The 21,086-nt window shown below is 64.0% G+C and carries 22 protein-coding genes; 6 read left to right on the top strand and 16 right to left on the bottom strand.

Going from position 1 to position 21,086, the window contains the following annotated elements; all coding sequences use genetic code 11:
* Positions 1-35: 35 nt before the first annotated feature.
* The 9 genes from NH14_RS02350 to leuC all read right to left on the bottom strand — a co-directional run bounded on the left by NH14_RS02350 (position 36) and on the right by leuC (position 8,722).
* The gene (locus NH14_RS02350; protein ID WP_035531302.1) at positions 36-722 is read right to left on the bottom strand and encodes a phosphoribosylanthranilate isomerase; all 687 of its coding nucleotides are present in this window, start codon (positions 720-722) and stop codon (positions 36-38) included.
* A 31-nt stretch (positions 723-753) separates the two neighbouring features.
* The gene (gene truA / locus NH14_RS02345) at positions 754-1,563 is read right to left on the bottom strand and encodes a tRNA pseudouridine(38-40) synthase TruA (RefSeq protein ID WP_035531300.1); all 810 of its coding nucleotides are present in this window, start codon (positions 1,561-1,563) and stop codon (positions 754-756) included.
* 13 nt (positions 1,564-1,576) lie between these two features.
* Complete coding sequence (locus NH14_RS02340; RefSeq protein WP_052148378.1) at positions 1,577-3,592, bottom strand: FimV/HubP family polar landmark protein; 2,016 nt, start codon at positions 3,590-3,592, stop codon at positions 1,577-1,579.
* Between the two features lie 233 nt (positions 3,593-3,825).
* A complete protein-coding gene (asd, locus tag NH14_RS02335; RefSeq protein WP_035531298.1) occupies positions 3,826-4,947 on the bottom strand; it encodes an aspartate-semialdehyde dehydrogenase in 1,122 nt (373 codons plus the stop codon).
* Positions 4,948-5,031: 84 nt separating this feature from the next.
* Complete coding sequence (locus tag NH14_RS02330) at positions 5,032-5,292, bottom strand: hypothetical protein (RefSeq protein WP_152617259.1); 261 nt, start codon at positions 5,290-5,292, stop codon at positions 5,032-5,034.
* Between the two features lie 17 nt (positions 5,293-5,309).
* Complete coding sequence (gene leuB, locus NH14_RS02325; RefSeq protein WP_035531296.1) at positions 5,310-6,377, bottom strand: 3-isopropylmalate dehydrogenase; 1,068 nt, start codon at positions 6,375-6,377, stop codon at positions 5,310-5,312.
* 35 nt (positions 6,378-6,412) lie between these two features.
* Complete coding sequence (gene leuD / locus NH14_RS02320; protein WP_035531292.1) at positions 6,413-7,063, bottom strand: 3-isopropylmalate dehydratase small subunit; 651 nt, start codon at positions 7,061-7,063, stop codon at positions 6,413-6,415.
* 79 nt (positions 7,064-7,142) lie between these two features.
* Positions 7,143-7,283, bottom strand: coding sequence for an entericidin (locus NH14_RS02315; RefSeq protein ID WP_035531290.1), 141 nt, complete (start codon positions 7,281-7,283; stop codon positions 7,143-7,145).
* Positions 7,284-7,312: 29 nt separating this feature from the next.
* Entirely contained in the window at positions 7,313-8,722 is a 1,410-nt protein-coding gene (leuC, locus tag NH14_RS02310; protein ID WP_035531288.1) for a 3-isopropylmalate dehydratase large subunit, read from the bottom strand.
* 466 nt (positions 8,723-9,188) lie between these two features.
* Between leuC and NH14_RS02305 the strand changes: the two genes are divergently transcribed.
* Entirely contained in the window at positions 9,189-9,995 is an 807-nt protein-coding gene (locus tag NH14_RS02305; protein ID WP_035531286.1) for a MipA/OmpV family protein, read from the top strand.
* Positions 9,996-10,017: 22 nt separating this feature from the next.
* Here NH14_RS02305 and loiP read toward each other — a convergent pair whose 3' ends face one another.
* The gene (gene loiP, locus NH14_RS02300) at positions 10,018-10,782 is read right to left on the bottom strand and encodes a metalloprotease LoiP (RefSeq protein ID WP_035531284.1); all 765 of its coding nucleotides are present in this window, start codon (positions 10,780-10,782) and stop codon (positions 10,018-10,020) included.
* A gap of 224 nt (positions 10,783-11,006) precedes the next feature.
* Between loiP and NH14_RS02295 the strand changes: the two genes are divergently transcribed.
* Entirely contained in the window at positions 11,007-12,026 is a 1,020-nt protein-coding gene (locus NH14_RS02295; protein ID WP_052148377.1) for a TerC family protein, read from the top strand.
* Between the two features lie 126 nt (positions 12,027-12,152).
* Positions 12,153-12,563, top strand: coding sequence for a tellurite resistance TerB family protein (locus tag NH14_RS02290; protein ID WP_035531281.1), 411 nt, complete (start codon positions 12,153-12,155; stop codon positions 12,561-12,563).
* Between the two features lie 56 nt (positions 12,564-12,619).
* Here NH14_RS02290 and NH14_RS02285 read toward each other — a convergent pair whose 3' ends face one another.
* On the bottom strand, positions 12,620-13,276 hold the full coding sequence (locus NH14_RS02285; protein ID WP_035531278.1) for a response regulator transcription factor: 657 nt from the start codon (positions 13,274-13,276) through the stop codon (positions 12,620-12,622).
* A 3-nt stretch (positions 13,277-13,279) separates the two neighbouring features.
* Positions 13,280-14,680, bottom strand: a complete 1,401-nt coding sequence (locus NH14_RS02280; RefSeq protein WP_052148376.1) for a sensor histidine kinase — start codon at positions 14,678-14,680, stop codon at positions 13,280-13,282.
* A gap of 181 nt (positions 14,681-14,861) precedes the next feature.
* On the opposite strand from NH14_RS02280, the gene NH14_RS02275 reads away from it, so the two are divergent.
* The 3 genes from NH14_RS02275 (at position 14,862) to NH14_RS02265 (ending at position 16,792) form a co-directional block, all read left to right on the top strand.
* Entirely contained in the window at positions 14,862-15,017 is a 156-nt protein-coding gene (locus NH14_RS02275) for a hypothetical protein (RefSeq protein WP_161790877.1), read from the top strand.
* A gap of 293 nt (positions 15,018-15,310) precedes the next feature.
* Positions 15,311-15,964, top strand: coding sequence for a hypothetical protein (locus NH14_RS02270; protein WP_152617258.1), 654 nt, complete (start codon positions 15,311-15,313; stop codon positions 15,962-15,964).
* Between the two features lie 363 nt (positions 15,965-16,327).
* The gene (locus tag NH14_RS02265) at positions 16,328-16,792 is read left to right on the top strand and encodes a VOC family protein (RefSeq protein ID WP_035531274.1); all 465 of its coding nucleotides are present in this window, start codon (positions 16,328-16,330) and stop codon (positions 16,790-16,792) included.
* A gap of 104 nt (positions 16,793-16,896) precedes the next feature.
* On the opposite strand, the gene gltA is transcribed toward NH14_RS02265, so the two are convergent.
* From gltA to sdhA, 4 genes are all read right to left on the bottom strand, one after another.
* A complete protein-coding gene (gene gltA / locus NH14_RS02260; RefSeq protein ID WP_035531271.1) occupies positions 16,897-18,198 on the bottom strand; it encodes a citrate synthase in 1,302 nt (433 codons plus the stop codon).
* An 88-nt stretch (positions 18,199-18,286) separates the two neighbouring features.
* The gene (locus NH14_RS02255) at positions 18,287-18,553 is read right to left on the bottom strand and encodes an FAD assembly factor SdhE (protein WP_027797784.1); all 267 of its coding nucleotides are present in this window, start codon (positions 18,551-18,553) and stop codon (positions 18,287-18,289) included.
* 24 nt (positions 18,554-18,577) lie between these two features.
* Positions 18,578-19,279: a succinate dehydrogenase iron-sulfur subunit gene (locus NH14_RS02250; protein ID WP_035531265.1), complete on the bottom strand. Its 702-nt coding sequence runs from the start codon at positions 19,277-19,279 to the stop codon at positions 18,578-18,580.
* A gap of 29 nt (positions 19,280-19,308) precedes the next feature.
* The gene (sdhA, locus tag NH14_RS02245) at positions 19,309-21,084 is read right to left on the bottom strand and encodes a succinate dehydrogenase flavoprotein subunit (protein ID WP_035531261.1); all 1,776 of its coding nucleotides are present in this window, start codon (positions 21,082-21,084) and stop codon (positions 19,309-19,311) included.
* Positions 21,085-21,086: the final 2 nt, after the last annotated feature.

Raw genomic sequence — 21,086 nt, 5'->3', positions numbered from 1 at the left:
CCCTGCATCGCGCAAGCGCTGGTTGATCCAAGAATTTATCCCGCGTCCGCTTCGCGCACTGCGCGCACGAACGCCGCCATGCGGGCGTGATCTTTCACGCCCTTCGCGCCCGGGACCTCGATGCCACTGGAGACATCGACGGCGAACGGACGCACCTGGCGAATCGCATCACTGACGTTTTGCGCGTTCAAGCCACCACTTAAAACGGCCCGACGCGCGAGCCCTGCGGGGATAAGTGACCAATCGAAGACCTTCCCGCCGCCGCCGTAACCTTCGACATGGGTGTCGAACAGCACGCCGCTGGCTGATGAATAACGATTTGCCGATTCTATCAAATCGGCCTCGCGAGTATCGGCCGCCACCCGCAATGCGCGCAACCAGGGCAAACCGGCAACCGAGGCCAGCGATTCGCATTGGTCGGGGGTTTCGTCGCCGTGAAACTGCAGCAGCGTGAGCGAGACGTTGCTCGCGACCTCGCCCACCCATTGCGGCGTGGCGTTCACGAACAGGCCCACCACCGAGACGAACGGCGGAATGTCATGGGTGAGCTCCACCGCCTGCGCCACGCTCACCGAGCGCGCGCTCGGCGGATAGAACACGAGGCCGATGGCGTCGGCGCCGAGGTCGATGGCGTGCGCGACCGCCTCGGGCGTCGAAAGCCCGCACAGCTTGATGCGCGTGCGGTGCGTAGCGGCGATGGCGGGTTGTTCTGCTGACGTCATGACTTGCGGCTCGATAGCTGGGTTGGGTGTTTCAGGGTTCACTCGCATCGGTCCAGACCGTGCTCCACGGCACGCTTGCCGTATGCGCGGCGGGCACGGCGAATTCCTCAGGATAGCCTACTTGCGCGAGATACAGGCCGTCGGGCATGAAGGTCGGCGCGGCCTTGGTGCGATCGAGCCCGGCCAGCACGTCGGCCATCCACGCGGCCGGATAACGGCCGCGCCCCACCGCCACGAGGCAGCCCATCAGGTTGCGCACCATGTGGTGGAGAAACGCGTTCGCGCGAAAGCGGAAGTGGATGAAATCGCCCAGTGGCCGGATATCGATCTGATACAGGTGCTTCACCGGCGTCTTCGACTGGCACTCCGAGGAACGGAACGCCGAAAAATCATGCTCGCCGATCAGGCAGGCCGCCGCTTCGCGCATGGCATCGACGTCGAGCGGCGTGTGGATCCAGCCCGCCCGCCCCGCCAGCATGGGCGAGCGCACCGGGTTCACGTAGAGCGCGTAGTAATACGTGCGCTCGAACGCCGAAAAGCGCGCGTGGAACGCCTCGGGCATCGGCTGCGCCCATTGCACGGCCACCGTCGGCGGCAGGAACGCGTTGGTGCCGCGCACCCACGAGAACGGCGCGCGATCGAGATCGGTGTCGAAGTGCACGACCTGGCCGAGGCCGTGCACGCCCGTGTCGGTGCGGCCCGCGACCACGGTGGGCAGCGGCACGGTCGCGAACTCGCGCAGCGCGCGCTCGAGCGCGTCCTGCACCGTCTTGCCGTGAGGCTGCGATTGCCAGCCGCAGTAGGCGGCCCCGTCGTACTGGATTCCTAGCGCGATACGCATATGGCGGGCGGCGTCAGGAGAGCGGCGAGAGCGTCGACAGCAGCGCCTGCGCATCGGCGCGCGTGGCGTGGTCGTTCGACTCGATCACTTCGTTGATCAGCGCGCGGGCGCCGGACAGATCGCCGAGCGCGATGTATTCGTGCGCAAGGTCGAGCTTGTTGCGGGCGATGCGCGAGAGCTGCTCCGGCGTGAAAACCGGCAGCGGATCAGCGGAATCGGACGGCAGATTCAGGTCGAAATCGAGCGTCAGCGTGCCGAAGCGCGGCGCACCCAGCCCTGCGATCGAGCCCGCGCCCGCAATGCCCGCTTCGATGGCCGCGCCGGCCGGCGGCACGGGCGGTTGGGCGAACGGCAGCGCCTGGCGCGCGGTGGTCTCGGGGGTGGCGACCGGCTCTGTCGACAGCGGAGCGCCGGGCATGGGCTCAGGCGTTTCGACGCGCGGCGGCAGCGGCATGTCGAGGCCGCCCAGGGCGTCGAGAGCGGACTTCGGAAACTCTTGCGTGACTTCCACGTGTGGCATTGCTACTTCTGCTTGTTGTTCTGGTGGGAAAGCGGGTGTGGCGTGGTCGCCCGGCGCCACGGTTTCGGGCGCAGGCGGCACGGCAGGTTCGGCGGGCGCGACCGGGGCTTGGGCCTCGACGGTGGGCGCATGCGGTTCGGAATGCGCGCCCGGCATCGTCAGCTCGATCGGACGCGGCTCAGCGCGGCTTGCCTCGCGCGCGGCGGCGCTCGTTTCGTCGATGTCGGCTTTGGCCTGATGCGGCGCTTCGGGCTGCGGCACCGGCTCAATCGTTTCGCCCAGCATGGGCAGCGCCAGATCTTCGGGCGGCAGCGCGTCGTCGCCAGGTTCGGTGTGCTCGCCGTGGTCATGCGCGGCGTCACGCGACGGTAGTTCAACCGGCGATTCGGCTTTCGCCTCCACGGCAGCAGCGGCTGCGGCAGCCGCGCCAGTCGCCAGCGGCGCAGCGGGCTTTACGGGTTCCGCCATCGCATCGTCGCGCTCGGTCGGGCGCGTAGCGGCGGGCGGCTCAATGGCGCTTTCGCTAGCCTCCGGCGCAAGCTTGCGACGCTTGCGCATTAGCACACGCACGATCAGCGCGACGAATGCCAGCATAACCGCGGCCACGCCGCCAAGCGTGGTCGGAGAGATCTCGGGCTGCGCGCCGTTCGCGCCCTGCGCTGCGCCGCCGGCGGCTGCGTTACCCTGCGCACCGGCCGGTGCGCCGGCCACCGGCGCAGGCTTGCCGATGCCGTGCTGCTGCAAGGCCATCAGCACGCGATTCTTGAGAGCCAGCAGTTGTTGCAGGCTCGACACCGTAGGCGTCGATGCCGCCGATCCCGGCGTAGCAGACGCCCCCGACGCCGCTGCCGAGGGCGGTGCCGCCTGGACTGCACCGCTCCACGAATGAGGGTCGCTGGCGGCTGCGGGCGCTGCGCTCGCACTCGCTTCGGCGGAAGCAGCGGATAGCGCTTGCGCACTCGCCGCGCTCGCGCCAGCCTCGGGAGCCGATGCGCCAGCCGCGCCGCTCGCGCCATTCGTTGCCAGCGCACCGGCATTCGCTGCCGCGCTTGCGCCTGTAGCGGCGGCAGCCGTAGTCGAAGCCGGAGCCGCCGCCGCTGAACTCGCAGCCGCGACAACCACAGCCGAAGCACCGGGCGCACTCGCAGCAACGCTAGCCGCAGGCGCCGACGCACCGGCTGCTGCGCTCGCCATGTCGGGCGTGCCCGGCACGTTCAGCACGGCGCCCACCTTGAGACGGCTCGGGTCGCGCTTCATGAACGCCGCAGGGTTCGCGTCGAACAGCGCCTGGCTCGCGCGCGCAATCACAGTTTTGTCGTGCGACTGCGTGACGTCGACAGCCACATCGTGCAGCGACTGCCCCGGGCGGACGGTGTACTGCCCCACCACGGGCAGCGCCGCCGCAGGAGCGGATGCACCCGCCGCGCCACCTTGCGCATAAGCCATACCGGAAGCGCCGGCCATGGCGACCAGCAGCGCCGCGGACACCGCAACGGCGGTCCGGCGCATTTTCATGGCTGGATTAACTGAATCGGCTGAATGGGAAACGGCTTCAAATCGAACGATCATCAGATGCCCTGGCACACCGCTCGCGCGGCAGTCGATGAAACGGGGTTTGTTGTGGGTGAACTGGGCGGTTGCGCCCGCCGCGCGGAAACCGCCCGGAAATAAAAAAGCGCCGCGACTGGCGCGGCGCTTTTATCACCCTGTCTACGCGTCATTAGGCGCGTAGTTTAATTCATTCACTTGTCGAGCAGAATGCGCAGCATGCGGCGCAGCGGCTCGGCGGCGCCCCACAGGAGCTGGTCGCCGACCGTGAAGGCGGACAGATACTCGCCGCCCATCGCGAGCTTGCGCAGACGGCCGACCGGCACCGAAAGCGTGCCCGTGACGACTGCCGGCGACAGATCGCGCATCGAAGCTTCGCGCTGGTTCGGCACGACCTTGACCCAGTCGTTGGCCGAAGCGAGGATGCCGTCGATCTCGTCGAGCGGAACGTCCTTCTTGAGCTTGATGGTGAGCGCCTGCGAATGGCAGCGCATCGCGCCGATGCGCACGCACAGGCCGTCGACAGGAATCGAGCCCGGCTCGCCCATGGCCGGCTTGCCGAGAATCTTGTTGGTTTCCGCGCCGCCCTTCCACTCTTCCTTCGACATGCCGTTGCCGAGGTCCTTGTCGATCCAGGGGATCAGCGAGCCCGCGAGCGGCACGCCGAAGTTGGCCGTGGGCATGGCGTCGCTGTTCATGGTGGCGAGCACCTTGCGGTCGATGTCGAGAATCGCCGACGACGGATTCGCCAGATCGCCCGCAACTGCGGCGTTGAGCGCGCCCATCTGCGAGAGCAGTTCGCGCATGTTCTGCGCACCCGCGCCCGACGCGGCCTGGTACGTCATGGCCGTCATCCAGTCGACGAGGTTTTCGCGGAACAGGCCGCCCAGCGCCATCAGCATCAGGCTGACCGTGCAGTTGCCGCCGATGAAATCCTTCTGGCCCTTGACGAGCGCGTCCTTGATGACGTCGAGGTTGACCGGGTCGAGCACGATGACCGCGTCGTCCTTCATGCGCAGCGACGAAGCCGCGTCGATCCAGTAGCCCTTCCAGCCCGCTGCGCGCAGCTTCGGGTACACCTCATTGGTGTAGTCGCCGCCCTGGCAGGTGATGATGACGTCGCACTTCTTGAGCTCGTCGACGCTGTTCGCGTCCTTGAGCTTCGTCTCGTTTTTGGCGAACGACGGCGCTGCGCCGCCTGCGTTGCTGGTGCTGAAAAACACCGGTTCGATCAGGTCGAAATCGCGTTCTTCCTGCATGCGCTGCATCAGCACGCTACCGACCATGCCGCGCCAACCTACGAGACCTACGTTCATGATTAACCCTTGAAATGGACAACTTCCCCGCTTCGCTCGCCCGGCGTGGCCGCGCGGGGAAGATTGAGCGGGCACGACGAGCGATCAACGAGTGATGATCGTTTTGGTAATAATCGTTTTCGTGGTGTTTTGCGTGTCGATGGCGAGCGAAATCGCACGGGCAGTGCCGTGGATTTTCGAAACAAAGGTGATCTGGGGGATCGTCGCCATCGAAGCAATATACACGAAAACCGCAAATTCGCGCGGAGCTACCCGCATTTTCAACCATTTTCGACACGCCTTACCGGCGCTGCCGTTTTCAACCCGCACCTCGAAAAAAGGGCACGCCTGCTTCAACCGCGGCATGCCCTTTCGCGATGGCTTTACAGCGCCGCGACTACCGCGTCGCCCATCGCCGCCGTGCCGACCTGCTTGCAGTCCGGCGTGACGATGTCGGCGGTGCGATAGCCCTGCTCGAGCACCTTCTTCACCGCGTTTTCAATGCGCTCCGCCTGTTCGGCGCGGCCCAGCGAATAGCGCAGCATCATCGCAGCCGACAGAATGGTCGCGAGCGGATTGGCAATGCCCTTGCCCGCGATGTCCGGCGCCGAACCGTGCGAGGGCTCGTAAAGGCCCTTGTTGTTCTTGTCGAGCGAGGCCGAGGGCAACATGCCGATCGAGCCCGTGAGCATCGCCGCTTCGTCCGAGAGAATGTCGCCGAACATATTGCCGGTGACCACCACGTCGAACGCCTTGGGCGCCTTCACGAGCTGCATCGCCGCGTTGTCGACGTACATGTGCGAGAGCTCGACGTCCGGGTATTCCTTCGAGACGTCGATCATGACGTCCTTCCAGAGCTGCGAGGTTTCGAGCACGTTGGCCTTGTCCACCGAGGTGAGCTTCTTCTGGCGCTTTTGTGCGGCCTGGAAGGCCACGTGCGCGATGCGGCGCACTTCGGGCTCCGAATAACGCATCGTGTCGAAGCCTTCGCGCGCGCCCTTGAAGTTGCCGTCCGGCGCTTCGCGCGTGCCGCGCGGCGAGCCGAAATAAATGTCGCCATTCAGTTCGCGCACGATCAGGATGTCGAGGCCCGAAACGATTTCCGGCTTGAGCGACGAAGCGCCCGTCAATTGCGGATAGCAGATCGCCGGACGGAAGTTCGCGAACAGTTCCAGATGCTTGCGCAGACCCAGAATGGCCTGCTCCGGACGCAGCGCGCGCTCGAGCTTGTCGTACTTCCAGTCGCCCACGGCGCCGAACAGGATCGCGTCGGCGGCCTTCGCCAGCGCGAGCGTGGCTTCGGGCAGCGGATGGCCGCTCGCCTCGTAGCCCGCGCCGCCAACGGGCGCTTCTTCGAGCTCGAACTTCTCGTCCAGGGCGTTGAGCACCTTGACGGCTTCCTTGACGATCTCGGGACCAATGCCGTCGCCCGGCAATACTGCAATCTTCATCCTGTGATTCCTCGTTGTATGTCGTTCTGCGTTGATCAGATGACGCGGTTCTTGAGCCACGGCTGGCGCACGAGGCGCTCGGCTTCGAACTGGCGGATCTTGTCGGCGTGGCGCAGCGTGAGGCCGATGTCGTCGAAGCCATTCAAGAGGCAGTAGCGGCGGAACGCGGCCACTTCGAACGGGTATTCCTTCGCGCCGTCCACCGTGCGCACGACCTGCTTGTCCAGATCGACGGTGAGCTGGAAGCCGTTGAACGCATTCGTTTCGTTGAACAGATGATCGACGTCCGCCTCGGAGAGCACGATTGGCAGCAGGCCGTTCTTGAAGCAGTTGTTATAGAAAATGTCGGCGAAGCTCGGCGCGATGATCGCGCGGAAACCGTACTGGTCGAGCGCCCACGGAGCGTGCTCGCGCGAGCTGCCGCAGCCGAAGTTCTTGCGCGTGAGCAGAATAGATGCGCCCTGGTAGCGCGGCTGGTTCAGCACGAAGTCCGGGTTGAGCGGGCGCTTCGAGTTGTCCTGGCCCGGCTCGCCGTGGTCGAGGTAACGCCATTCGTCGAAGGCGTTCGGGCCGAAGCCGGTGCGCTTGATCGACTTGAGGAACTGCTTCGGGATGATCGCGTCGGTGTCCACGTTCTCGCGATCGAGCGGCGCCACGACGCCGGTATGTACGGTGAATTTTTCCATGATCCGTGATCCTGATGGATGCTGATCGCGCCCGCGCTTTCAGAACGAAGCCGAAAGCGCCGGCAGCAAGCCAGGCGGGTTAGAGCTTGCGCTGCACTGCGCGCGACGCGCCGCTGATGTCTTCGCCCACGCCGGCCACGGTGTTGCAGCCGGCCAGCGCGAGGAGCCACCCCGCCATGGCGAATAACGCCACACGACGCGTAAGTGCAGGTGCCTTCATTGCTCTTGTCCTTGTTCCTGGTTCAGTGCTCAAGCCAGCTTGCGAATGTCGACGAAATGCCCTTCGATTGCTGCCGCGGCTGCCATGGCCGGGCTCACGAGGTGCGTGCGCCCGCCCGCGCCCTGGCGGCCTTCGAAGTTGCGGTTCGAGGTGGACGCGCAGCGCTCGCCCGGCTCCAGCCGGTCGGCGTTCATCGCGAGGCACATCGAGCAGCCCGGCTCGCGCCATTCGAAGCCGGCTTCCGTGAACACCTTGTCGAGGCCTTCGCGCTCGGCCTGCGCCTTCACGAGGCCCGAGCCCGGCACGACCATCGCCAGACGAATGTTCGGCGCCACGCGGCGGCCGAGCTTCTTCACCACGTAAGCAGCCGAGCGCAGGTCTTCGATGCGCGCGTTGGTGCACGAGCCGATGAAGATCTTGTCCGGCTTGATCGACTCGATCGGCATGTTCGGCTCGAGCGCCATGTATTGCAGCGCGCGCTCCATCGCGTCGCGCTTGACCGGGTCTTTTTCGCGCTCGGGATCGGGCACGCGGCCGTCGATCGAAGTGACCATTTCCGGCGACGTACCCCAGGTGACCTGCGGCACGATGTCGGCGGCGGTGAGTTCGACCACGCGGTCGAAGTGTGCGCCTTCGTCGCTGCGGAAGGCCTTCCAGTACTCGACGGCCTGGTCCCACTCCACGCCATGCGGCGAGAACGGACGGCCCTTGAGGTAGTCGATCGTGGTGTCGTCCACGGCGACCATGCCCGCGCGCGCGCCGGCTTCGATCGCCATGTTGCACACGGTCATGCGGCCTTCCATGGAGAGGCCGCGAATCATCGAGCCACCGAACTCCATGGCGTAGCCCGTGCCGCCCGCCGTACCGATCTTGCCGATGATGGCGAGCACGATGTCCTTCGCGGTGCAGCCGCGCGGCAGTTGGCCCTCGACCTTCACGAGCAGGTTCTTGCTCTTTTTCTGCAGCAGCGTTTGCGTGGCCAGCACGTGCTCGACTTCCGAGGTGCCGATGCCATGCGCGAGCGCGCCGAACGCGCCGTGCGTGGAGGTGTGCGAGTCGCCGCACACGATGGTCATGCCCGGCAGCGTCGCGCCCTGCTCGGGACCGACGATGTGGACGATGCCCTGGCGCTGGTCGTTCATCTTGAACTGCGTGATGCCGAAGGCGTCGCAGTTCGCGTCGAGCGTGTCGACCTGGAGCTTCGAGACCGGGTCGGCGATGCCGTGGCTGCGGTCCGTGGTGGGCACGTTATGGTCGGAAACGGCCAGGTTTGCGCTGACGCGCCATACCGGGCGCTCGTGCATCTTCAGGCCTTCGAATGCCTGCGGACTGGTGACTTCGTGCAGCAGCTGACGGTCGATGTAGAGGAGCGTCGTGCCGTCGTCTTCCGTGTGGACCACATGGGAGTCCCACAACTTGTCGTAGAGCGTCTTTGCCATGATATGCGGGGATTGAATGACTGCGAATGACCGCGGGGAATGTTGCTTTGTGAATCGATGTTGTGAACCGATTATGCCACGCAAAACGCGCCGCCCGCATCGCATCGAACGAAAAAAAGCGATAAAAAACAGTGAGTTGGGTGGTAGTGGCGATACCTGTATCGATGTTACCCGGCGAGCGGCGCCAGTCGTTCGCGGTGGCGCCGTTGCGCGCGCTTGCCGGGAAACCCTTGTTTTTCCGGTCATTTTTCCTGGGGCTGTGCGACCCGCCGCCCCGTTGCGGGCACGTGGATTGCATGACGCGTGCCGCCGCACGGACGGCGCGATTATGGTTCCATCACACTGAAGAACTGACACCGCTCCCACATCAGGCAATCACGGAGGCCCAATGCCTTTCGCACCTCGCACACCCCGAAGGAAGTCCCCTTGGGCCCCGAAGAATGCGTGGCTCGCCGCCGCGGCCTGCATGCTCGCGGCCTTCGCGCCGCACGCCACGGCGCAAACACCTTCGCCGCTCGGGGAGTGGCAATACTCCGCCGGCATCCCGCTGGAAAAGCTGTTCGAGCCCGACCGGCCGCCTCTGGAAGCGCGCCTTGGCATCGGCGCGACCTTCCAGCCGCGCTATGACGGCTCGGAGCGCTATCACATGCTGGTCGGGCCGAGCATCGACATCCGCTACAAGGACATCCTGTTCGGCTCGACCGGCGAAGGCTTTGGCGTGAACGTTCTGCAGGGCCAGAATTGGCGCATGAGCGTGGCCGCCGCCTACGATCTCGGGCGGCGCGGCCACGACGACCCCGAGCACCTGAACGGCCTCGGCAACATCAACCCGGCCCCCGAGCTGAAGCTGGCCGCGGAATATGTGGTGTCGAAGGAATTTCCGCTGGTATTTCGCGCGGCGTTCACGCGCAGCTTCGGCGGCTCGAATGGCTGGACCGCCGACCTGGGCGCCTATATGCCGTTGCCGGGCAGCAATGAGACGTTCTACTGGTTCGCCGGCCCCTCAGTGACGTTCGCCGACTCGAACTACATGCAAAGCTGGTTCGGCGTGAACGGCCAGCAGGCCGCCGCTTCGGGTTACCGGCGCTACGACGCAAGCGCGGGCCTGAAGTCGGCGGGCTTCGGCATCACGATGGTGTATTTCGTGAACAAGCACTGGTTCGTGAGCGCCGATGGCGCCCTGCGGCGCCTGCTCGGCAGCGCCGCCAACAGCCCGATCATTCAGAGCAAAACCGATGGCGTCTGCGACATTTCGATCAACTATCAGTTTTGAGGCAGTTACGAGGCCCGCCCCGTCACCCTTCCTTGTTGATCCGGTTCTGAATGTGCTCGGCACGGCTTGGCGAGGACGGATGCGAACTCATCATCGAATTCTGGCCGCCATCGAGCGTCGCCAGCTTCTGGAACGCGGTGACCAGCCCGCGCTCGTTCATGCCCTTCTTCTTCAGCAGATCGAAGGAGTAGTCGTCCGCCGCGCGCTCCTGGGACTGCGAGAATTGCGCATTGACGAACTTCTCGGTCAGGTCGCCAAGCTGTGACTGGCTCAACGCCGCCGCGCCCGAGATGCCGGTGGCGCCCACCGCCGTTCTGGCCGCGCTCACGGCCCACGCCGTCTGCATCGCCTTCTTCGAATGGCCCAGCGCGACGTGCCCCATCTCGTGCCCGATCACGCCGCGCAATTCGTCGTCGCTCATCATGTCCATCAGGCCGCTATAGACGCGCACACAGCCGTTCGCCATGGCCCACGCGTTGACGTCCTTCTGCATGTAGACCTTGTAGTCGATCTTCCGCCCGTTCAGGGTCATGTCGCCGAAGCCGCTCATCACGCTCGCGAGCCGCTTCGCATAGGCGCTGCCGGGCGCCGCGACCTGAGACTTCGCGTCGCTCGCCTGGCACGCCTCGACCGAGACGGTCATCACTTCGCTATCCGAAAGCGTCGCGGCTTTGAGCAGCGTCGATCCAGCTGAAACCGCGGCATTGGGGTCGATATTCTGAAGACCGGCGCAGGCACTCAATGCCACCGCAAGACCACAGACCATGCCCGCTCTGACTGGCATCATTTTCTTTACTCCTCGTTGTTTTCGAAACCGATCAATCTAGCACCGCATTTTTCGTAGATAAGCGAAGCGCGAAACATAAGTCGCCCGGCTGGATCCATGTCAAACATCGCGCCCTCATTCACGCCTCATTCTCCGTCGTTACGCTGACGTTTGGGCCGAGGCCCAAACGCGCCCCCCTTGCACCACGGCATCAATACATCACTGGATCACGAAAAGGACCACCCATGCTCCCGCCGCTTTTCACCGCCACCTTTCTCGGACAGCCTGTCTGGCTCTGGGCCGCGTTCCTCGCGGTGGTGATCGTGCTGCTGGCGCTCGACCTGGGCGTGCTGCATCGCGACGACCGCGAGATCGGCATCCGCGAAAGCCTGTGGCTCTCGCTCGGCTATATCGCCGTGGGCGTGCTGTTCGGCGGCTTCATCTGGTGGCAGCTCGGCGCCGCGCCGGCCACCGAGTACCTCACCGGCTACCTCATCGAAAAGTCGCTCTCGCTCGACAACGTGTTCGTGATCGCATCGATCTTCGGCGCGCTCGCGGTGCCGCGCGTGTATCAGCATCGCGTGCTGTTCTGGGGCATCGTCGGCGTGCTGGTGTTGCGCGCGCTCATGGTCGGGCTCGGCGCGGCGCTGGTCGCGCAATTCGAATGGATGCTGTTCGTGTTCGGCCTCTTTCTCGCCGTGACCGGCGTGAAGATGCTGCTCGGCTCGAAGGCAGAGGCAAACGGCCAGGCCAGCGAAAAAACCGGCGTGGAAGACAGCAAGATCCTGCGTATGATCCGCCGCGTGCTACCCGTCACGCCGCAGCTCGAAGGCGGCGCGTTCATCGTGCGGCGCGCGCATCCCGCCACCGGCAAGCTCAAGCGTTTCGCCACGCCGCTGCTGGTCGCGCTGCTGATGGTCGAATTCGCCGATCTGATCTTCGCCGTCGATTCGATCCCTGCGATCTTCTCGATCACCACCGATCCATTTATCGTCTACACGAGCAACATCTTCGCCGTGCTCGGCCTGCGCGCGCTGTTCTTCGCGCTCGCGGCCATGGCGCACCGCTTCCACTACCTCAAGCATGCGCTTGCGCTCGTGCTGGTGTTCATCGGCGCGAAGATCTTTCTGGTGGGTATCGTCGGCAAGATTCCAGCGCTGCTGAGCCTCGGCGTGACGGCGGCGCTGCTCGCGGGCGGCGTGATCGTATCGCTCATCAAGACCCGGCCGCACGGCCACGAGGGCGGCAGTCTGGAGGCGCGGTAAGCGCGTCGCGGGTTGCGGACGCAGGCAAAAGCGCCGTCCTCATTCTTCGCTCATTTTTCTCTGCGAGGATGAATTCCATCGCAGCCGCGCTCCGATATTGCAACTTCTCACAAAGGACACCCGACCATGCGAACCTATACCAGCAACAGCCCGCAGGCGGCGGGCCGGATCGTCGCCATCGCCCTGCTCGCCGATGGCCATCTAAGCGCCGACGAACTTGCGGCCGTGCATCACGCGCGCATCGCGGACCGGCTCGGCCTCGCGCCCGGTGAATTCGGCACGATCCTGCAAGACCTTTGCGAAGACTTGCTCACGAACGCACACCTGAACTGGAGCGATGCCTGCAAGCTCGACTCCGGCGTCATGCAGCAGGTGATGCGCGAACTCGAAGACCCGGCGCTGCGCGCCGAGGTGCTGAGCCTGTGCCTCGTCGCGGTCCACGCGGACCGCCATCTCGCGCAGAACGAAGCCGAGTGGGTCGGCGCACTCGCGACCGCGTGGCGCGCGCGTCCGTGGCAGCGGCTGCTGGCCTCTTGAGCGCAAGCGTGGCCGAACGCCGACTATCGCCGACTATCGCCGACTATCGCCGACGATCAAACGCACACGGCCCAGCCTAGCCCCCGCACGTTGCGAATGACTGCGTGGCCGAACTTGCGCCGCACGCTGTAGATCACGGCATCGACGGCGTTGCTCTCCACTTCCTCGCCCCAGCCGTAAAGCCGCTCTTCTAGCTGCTGGCGCGAGAGAATCGCGCCGGGCCGCTCCAGCAACGCGAGCATGAGCGCGTACTCGCGCGCCGAAAGATCGTCGGTCTGACCGTCGAAGGCGAGACGCCGCGCATTCATGTCGAGCGTCACGCGCGCGCTGCCCATCGTCGACGAGGCGAAGCCCGACTTGCGCCGCACCACCGCGCGAATGCGCGCGAGCAATTCCTTGCTCTCGAACGGCTTGACGAGGTAGTCGTCGGCGCCGAGGTCGAGACCCTCGACGCGCGTATCCACGTCGTCGCGCGCAGTAATGATGATGACCGGCGTGGCGTCGTTGGCCTCGCGCAGGCCGCGCAGCACGTCGAGGCCGCTCATGTCGCCCAGGCCCAGGTCGAGCAGCACGGCCGTGTACGAGCCGTCGCGGATGGCCGCGCGGCCGCTCTCGCCCGTGCGCACCCAGTCGACGCTATATGAGGCGTCCTTCAACGCCCTCAGCAACGCCGGACCGATCTGCAGATCGTCTTCGATCAGGAGAATCCGCATTGATCAGCTTTCCTCATCATCTTGTTTCGCTAGTGTTTGCTCGTCGTTTCCGATCAGCGGCAGCTCGATGCGCGCGACGACGCCGGTCTGCCCGTCGCTGCGATTTTCCAGCGTCACGCGAGCGCCGTAGCGCTGCGCCAGCGCCTGCGCGATCGCGAGCCCGAGGCCGCTGCCTTCGGCGTCGTTGCCGCGCGCGCGAAAGAAGCGGTCGAACACATGCGGCAGGTCTTCCGCAGCGACGCCGGGGCCGTCGTCGGTCACTTCGATCGTGGCCGTTTGCGCCTCGCGGCGCACCGTCACGTCGACGCGCCCACCCTCGCGCCCATAGCGAACCGCGTTGTCAACCAGATTGCGCACCAGCATGCGCATGTCCGCCTCGGTGGCGCGCACGCTCGCATCGTCCAGACGCTCGACGCCCAGATCCACGCTGCGCGCATCTGCGAGCGGCAGCAGGTCAGCCAGCACATCGGTCACGAGCTGCGGCAGCGCGATGTCGGCGACCGCGCGCTGCGCGCCGCCGATCTCCGCGCGCGCGAGGCCGAGCAGTTGCGACACGAGCGAGCCCGTGCGCGCCACGCCGCGCCGCAGCTCTTCGAAGCGTTCGTGGTATTGATCCGGCGGCGCGGCACGCAGGTTGTCGATCTGCAACTGCATCGCCGAAATGGGCGAACGCAGCTCGTGCGCGGCATCGGCGATGAACTTGCGCTCGGCGTTCACGAGCACCGAAAGGCGCTCGATCATGCGGTTGATCGACTCGACGAAGGGCCGCAGCTCCACGGGCGCTTTCTGCGCATCGAGCGGCTTGAGCTCGTGCAAATCGACTTTCGCCGCACGCCGACCGACGCGCTCCAGCGGACGCAGCGAAAGCCGCACCGTCACCGCGATCGTCAACGCGAGCAGCGGCAGCAGCGCGAGCACCGGCAGCAGGCTCCAGAACGCCACGCGCAGCGCATTGCGGTTGCGCATGCTGCGCGACTCCGCGACCTGGATCTGCTCGTCGCCGGTGGCTAGCGCGAAGACGTCCCAAGCCTCGCCGTCGTACTGGAGCGAGGAGTAGCCCTTCGGCGCGCGCGGCAGCGCGATGTCGGGGTCGCTTGTGCGGCTCGGCGCGACGGTATCGCTCGCGGACCAGATCTGCACGACGAGGTCGTCCGAGGGACGGCGTACGCCGTCCGGTTGAGCGCTGCCTCGTTTGCCATCCTGCTTGTAGTCCGATTCGCCGTCGCGGTGCGGCACGCCGGTTTGCACGTGCGCGGCGGCATCGCGCAGGCTCGTGCTGAATTCGCTCGCGAGGCTGCGCACCACGAGGAAGGTGCCGAGCGAGCCCAGCAGGCCAACGAGAATCGCCAGCGTGCCGATGGCGATGCTCAGGCGGCGGTGCAGGGAGTTCGCGGCGAAAAACATGGAGCAGTTCGGGAATTGGGGCGCGCTCCATCATAAAGGATTCGCCGTGGGCCGCCGCGGACGAACGGCGGCGCGAGCCGGCCTAGCGCTGGTGGCGGCCACTCGAGCCGCCCGCGCCGCTCCATACGGCACCGGTGGATGCGCCATTGTCCCCACGCGAACCACCGCCGCGACAGCCACCATGAAAGCCGCCGCGCATGCCCGCCGACCACATGCCGGGCTCGCCTGCGCGAACATGATCGATGTGATGAAAATGATAGAGCAAGCAGCCGGGGGCTACAGTTGTGGAATTCAATCACCGGCAAAAATTGAGATTTCCTTCGGCGAAGAATTTTGACAATTTTAAATAATTCAGGGATAGAGCGATGGCCCGCGCCTCTATAAAGAAGCACTCAATTGTTCTTGCAGATACAGATTTTTGATCGGGCGTCAAAGAAGGAAATGACAACAAGCGTAGAATTCGGCTTCCTTTTTCAACCAGGTTTGGCATACATGGCAAAGCGCGATAAATCCACCTCCCGTCCTGAAGGAAAATGACGAACGCTATCAGATTAGTCTCCATCTTGCTCACATACAGGTTATCGATCTAACCGCTACGTCAATTTCACAAACGTTACCCGAATGACATTGATGAAAAAAAATCTCATCCACGCATTGGCATTGGCGTTTCTTCTGTCCGCTTCAATTTCCGCGCATTCGGTGGAATTGAGCCCCAATTCAATTGGCGGCGGGAATATTCCCGGCACCCATAGAAACGTCAATTTCACCACGAGCGACGGTAATTGGACTGAAGTATTATGGCTCCCCAACTCCGCCAGAGAGGGGGACACGATCAACATATCGTCATCGGCGACTTATAGCTCAAAGTTGATGATGGGAAATACAAACATTCCTACAGGATCAATAACCTTATATACAGGCGATTATGTCCGGTTCAGATATGGCGCAGGTGTATGGCTTGCCGACGCCGCAACGAGCACCCCGCCAAATAATGGCGGGCCCGCTGTCATACCGTCGTCGAGGGGAAAAATCAACCGGTTTTATATTCAGGACGGTTTATGGTCCCCGGAAATCACACTGCCGTCCGGCGCGGCTGACGACAGCATTCAGCTAATTTCATCCGACGCCCAATGGGACGCCATGATCAGCCCATATAATGTAGCAGCACGCAACACCCCGGCTCTTCGGCGAGGCGATACATTCGTTTTTAAATATAATTCGGCTATCCAAAAATGGGAATTTCTGGGTAATTCGACATCCTATAGATCACCGAGGCCGTATTAATCCAAACGGCACAAACGACGCATCGCTTACAACGAAAAACGCCTCGACGGACAAAACCCGCCGAGGCGTTTTTGTGTTCCAGATGTGGTGCGCCCCAGTCGCGAAAATACGGCGCGGTATCGTCGTTCACGCGGGTAAAGCCAGGCAGGGTCGCAGAACGCGCATCGTGATTCATGGTGATCGCTCCTTTCGTTGATGGGATTGCTGCGCGGCGGATGACCCCATAGTCGACGAACACGCGAGCGCTGGCGATTACCCCGCAGGTAATGAAGCACAAGCAGGCCCCGCGCACGCGAATTGCGCCGATGCTAGATTCTTCGTTCGCGTAGCTACGCGCTCGTCGCGCAATCAAAGGAGACGATCATGAGCAGCACCTCTGAACGCCCGGCCTTCGGCGCCGCCCTCTACTACCGCGATCCGTTCGCTGCGCTCGACTGGCTCGCAAAGGCATTCGGCTTCACGCGCCAGTTCGTCGTGACCTCGCCTGACGGCAAGCTCTGCCATTCGGAAATGCGCTTCGAAGACGGCTACGTGATCATCTGCGGCGAGTGGCCCGGCATGCCCGCCTCGAGCCCCGCTGCACTCGAGGGCAAGAACACGCAGTCGGTGCACGTGCAGTTGAAGGGCGGGCTCGACGCGCACTGCGAACGGGCGCGCGCGGCCGGCGCGAAGATTGTGCGCGAGCCCGACGACCAGTTCTACGGCGACCGCGTCTACGTCGCGTGCGACCCGGAAGGCCATGTGTGGAGCTTCGGCCAGACCGTGCGCAACGTTTCGCGCGAAGAGGCCGAAAAGGCGAGCGGGCTGAAGATCGACGGGTGGATTTGAAGCGCAAACACCAAGAGAAACGCCCCGACGGGCAAAACCCGTCGGGGCGTTTTCGTTTCGCTCAGCTTGGTCTCACGCAGCGCGCCGCGTGAAAACCATCCGGCTTAGCGTTGCGCGATCGGCTTCGCTTCGCGCGGCGTATCGCCGATGAACAGCTGACGCGGACGACCGATCTTCTGCTCGGGGTCGGCGATCATTTCGTTCCACTGCGCGATCCAGCCCACCGTACGCGCCATCGCGAAGATGCAGGTGAACATGGACGTGGGGATGCCCAGCGCGCGCTGCACGATACCCGAGTAGAAGTCGACGTTCGGATACAGCTTGCGCGACACGAAGTATTCGTCTTCCAGCGCGATCTTTTCGAGCGCCATCGCGAGCTTGAACAGCGGATCGTCGTGCAGGCCGAGTTCATTGAGCACTTCGTGGCACGTTTCGCGCATCAGCTTCGCGCGCGGATCGTAGTTCTTGTAGACGCGGTGGCCGAAGCCCATCAGCTTCACGCCCGAGTTCTTGTCCTTGACCTGCTTGATGAACTCGGGGATGTTGTCGACCGAGCCGATCTCTTCGAGCATGTTCAGCGCGGCTTCATTTGCGCCGCCGTGCGCCGGGCCCCACAAGCAAGCGATACCGGCCGCGATACATGCGAACGGGTTCGCACCCGACGAACCCGACAGACGCACCGTCGAGGTCGAGGCGTTCTGCTCGTGGTCCGCGTGCAGGATCAGGATGCGGTCGAGCGCGCGCACCAGCACGTCATTGATCTTGTACTCTTCGCACGGGTTCGAGAACATCATGTGCATGAAGTTCGCGCTGTACGAAAGCTCATTGCGCGGATACACGAACGGCTGGCCGATCGAGTACTTGTACGCCATGGCAACCAGCGTCGGCAGCTTGGCGATCATGCGGATGGCCGAGATGTCGCGGTGACGCGGGTTATTGATGTCGAGCGAGTCGTGGTAGAACGCCGAAAGCGCGCCCACCGCGGCGACCAGAATCGCCATCGGGTGTGCGTCGCGGCGGAAGCCACGGAAGAAGAAGTGCATCTGCTCGTGCACCATCGTGTGCTGCGTGACGGTCTTCACGAACTCGGTCTTTTGCCCGAGGTTCGGCAGCTCGCCCTTCAGGAGCAGGTAGCAGGTTTCGAGGAAGTCGGCGTTCTGCGCGAGGTTGTCGATCGGGTAGCCGCGATAGAGCAGCTCGCCCTTGTCGCCGTCGATGTACGTGATGGCCGAGTTGCACGCCGCCGTCGACATGAAGCCCGGGTCATACGTGAACTTGCCGGTCTGACCGTACAGTTTGCGGATGTCGATCACGTCCGGGCCCATCGAGCCCTTGTAGATCGGCAGTTCGACGCTCGGCGAATTATCGCTGAACGATAGCGTGGCTTTTACATCAGACGGGGTCATAGCACATCCTCAATCGAAGGTAAACACGGGATTCGATAGTGTCGTCCGGCGCGGCGTTCGCTGGCAAAACGGCGAACGCCGCAGCATCTCAAACGTTGCGAAGCAGCTCCAGCACCCGCTTCACGTCCGGGTCGGCAAGGTCGCCTTCTGGTTCCTTGCGCGCAAGCAGCAAGTCCATCAGGTCGTTATCGCTCAGCTCGAGCAGACGCGTGAGAGCACCCACGTCGGCGTCGCTGAGGTCATGCTCGTAGCGGTCGAAAAAACGCTCGAAAATCAGATCGTTTTCGAGCAGACCGCGCCGTGCGCGCCAGCGAAGGCGCGCGCGGCGATGGGGGTCAGACTGATGCGATTCCATTTCGCTTATTTCAGGTACGCAGCGTCAAACCGCGCGGCGGACCATCAGTTCCTTGATCTTGCCGATCGCCTTCGTCGGGTTCAGCCCCTTCGGGCAAACGTCGACGCAGTTCATGATCGTGTGGCAACGGAACAGACGGTACGGGTCTTCGAGGTTGTCGAGACGCTCGCCGGTGGCTTCGTCGCGGCTGTCCGCGATGAAGCGGTAAGCCTGCAGGAGGCCTGCCGGGCCGACGAACTTGTCCGGATTCCACCAGAAGCTCGGGCACGACGTCGAGCAGCTCGCACACAGAATACACTCGTACACGCCGTCGAGTTCGTCGCGCTGTTCGGGCGACTGCAGACGCTCCTTCTCGGGCGGCGGCGTGTCGTTGATCAGGTACGGCTTGATCGAGTGATACTGGTTGAAGAAGTGCGTCATGTCGACGATCAGGTCGCGCACGACGGGCAGGCCCGGCAGCGGACGCAGCACGATCTTCTGCGGCAGTTCGTTCAGGTTCGTGAGGCACGCCAGACCGTTCTTGCCATTGATGTTCATGGCGTCCGAACCGCACACGCCTTCGCGGCACGAACGGCGGAACGACAGCGTTTCGTCCAGTTCCTTGAGCTTGACCAGCGCGTCGAGCAGCATGCGCTCGTGCGTGATCTCCAGCTCGTACGACTGCATGCGCGGCGCCGCGTCCTTGTCCGGATCGTAGCGATAGACTTCAAAAATACGTTTGGCCATTTCCAAATTCCTTTTGACTGGCGTGTGCCTTAGAACGTACGCGCCTTCGGCGGCACGGACTCGACGGTCAGCGGCTTCATGTGAACCGGCTTGTATTCAAGACGGTTGCCTTCGCTGAACCACAGCGTATGGCGCAGCCAGTTTTCGTCGTCGCGGTGTTCGTAGTCGCTTTGTGCATGCGCGCCGCGGCTTTCCTTGCGGGCTTCCGCCGACACCATCGTTGCTTGCGCAACTTCTACGAGGTTCGCCACTTCGAGCGCTTCCACGCGCGCGGTGTTGAACACCTTCGACTTGTCCTTCAAGTGGATATGCTTCGCCTGCTCGGTAACCTGCGCGATGTCCTTGACACCTTCCGCAAGCAGCGCCGAGGTACGGAACACGCCAGCGTGCTTCTGCATCGAGCCGCGGATCTGGTTCGCGACGGACTGCGCGTACTCGCCCGAGGTCGAGTTGTCGAGCTTCGCGAGGCGCGCGAGCGAGAAGTCGGCGGCGTCTGCCGGCAGCGGCTTGTGCTCCTTGAGCTCCTTCACGTGCTTGACGATGTGGTTGCCGGCAGCGCGGCCGAACACCACGAGGTCGAGCAGCGAGTTCGTGCCCAGGCGGTTTGCGCCGTGCACCGAGACGCACGAGCATTCGCCCACGGCGTAGAAGCCGTTGACGACTTCTTCGTGGCCCTTCGGGGTGCCAACGACCTGACCATTGATGTTGGTCGGGATGCCGCCCATCTGGTAGTGAATCGTCGGAACGACCGGGATCGGTTCCTTGATGCAGTCCACGTTGGCGAACTTCAGCGCGATTTCGCGAATCGACGGCAGACGCTTCATGATCGTCTCTGCGCCGATGTGCGAGAGATCGAGCAGCACGTGGTCCTTGTGCGCGCCGACACCGCGGCCTTCCTTGATTTCCTGGTCCATCGAGCGCGAGACGAAGTCGCGCGGCGCGAGGTCCTTCAGCGTGGGCGCATAGCGCTCCATGAAGCGCTCACCGTTCGAGTTGCGCAGAATGCCGCCTTCGCCGCGCACGCCTTCGGTGATCAGCACGCCCGCGCCGGCCACGCCGGTCGGGTGGAACTGCCAGAACTCCATGTCCTGCAGCGCGATGCCCGAGCGGGCCGCCATGCCAAGGCCGTCACCGGTATTGATGAACGCGTTGGTGGATGCCGCGAAGATACGGCCCGCGCCGCCCGTGGCGAACAGCGTGGTCTTGCCTTCGAGGATATAGACGTCGCCCGTTTCCATTTCGAGCGCGGTCACGCCGAGCACGTCGCCTTCGGCGTCGCGGATCAGATCCAGCGCCATCCATTCGACGAAGAACGTGGTCTTCGCGGCAACGTTCTGCTGGTACAGCGTGTGCAGCAGCGCGTGGCCGGTACGGTCAGCCGCCGCGCAAGCGCGTTGCACCGGCTTTTCGCCGTAGTTGGCCGTGTGGCCGCCGAACGGACGCTGGTAAATGGTGCCGTCCGCATTGCGGTCGAACGGCATGCCCATGTGTTCCAGTTCATAGACGGCGTTCGGCGCTTCGCGGCACATGAACTCGATCGCGTCCTGGTCGCCGAGCCAGTCGGAGCCCTTGATCGTGTCGTAGAAGTGGTAGTGCCAGTTGTCTTCGCTCATGTTGCCGAGCGAAGCGCCGATGCCGCCCTGGGCAGCAACCGTGTGCGAACGCGTGGGGAACACTTTCGAGAGCACGCAGACCGAGAGGCCCGCACGCGCCAGTTGCAGCGAAGCGCGCATCCCCGAACCGCCCGCGCCGACAATGACCACGTCGAATTTGCGACGCGGCAGAGAATTCTTGATTGCAGCCATTC

Source organism: Paraburkholderia sacchari (assembly GCF_000785435.2).
In the GTDB taxonomy this organism is placed as follows: Bacteria; Pseudomonadota; Gammaproteobacteria; order Burkholderiales; family Burkholderiaceae; genus Paraburkholderia; species Paraburkholderia sacchari.
The sequence above is the reverse complement of the archived record's forward strand: the minus strand, read 5'-3'. Positions and strand labels throughout refer to the sequence as shown.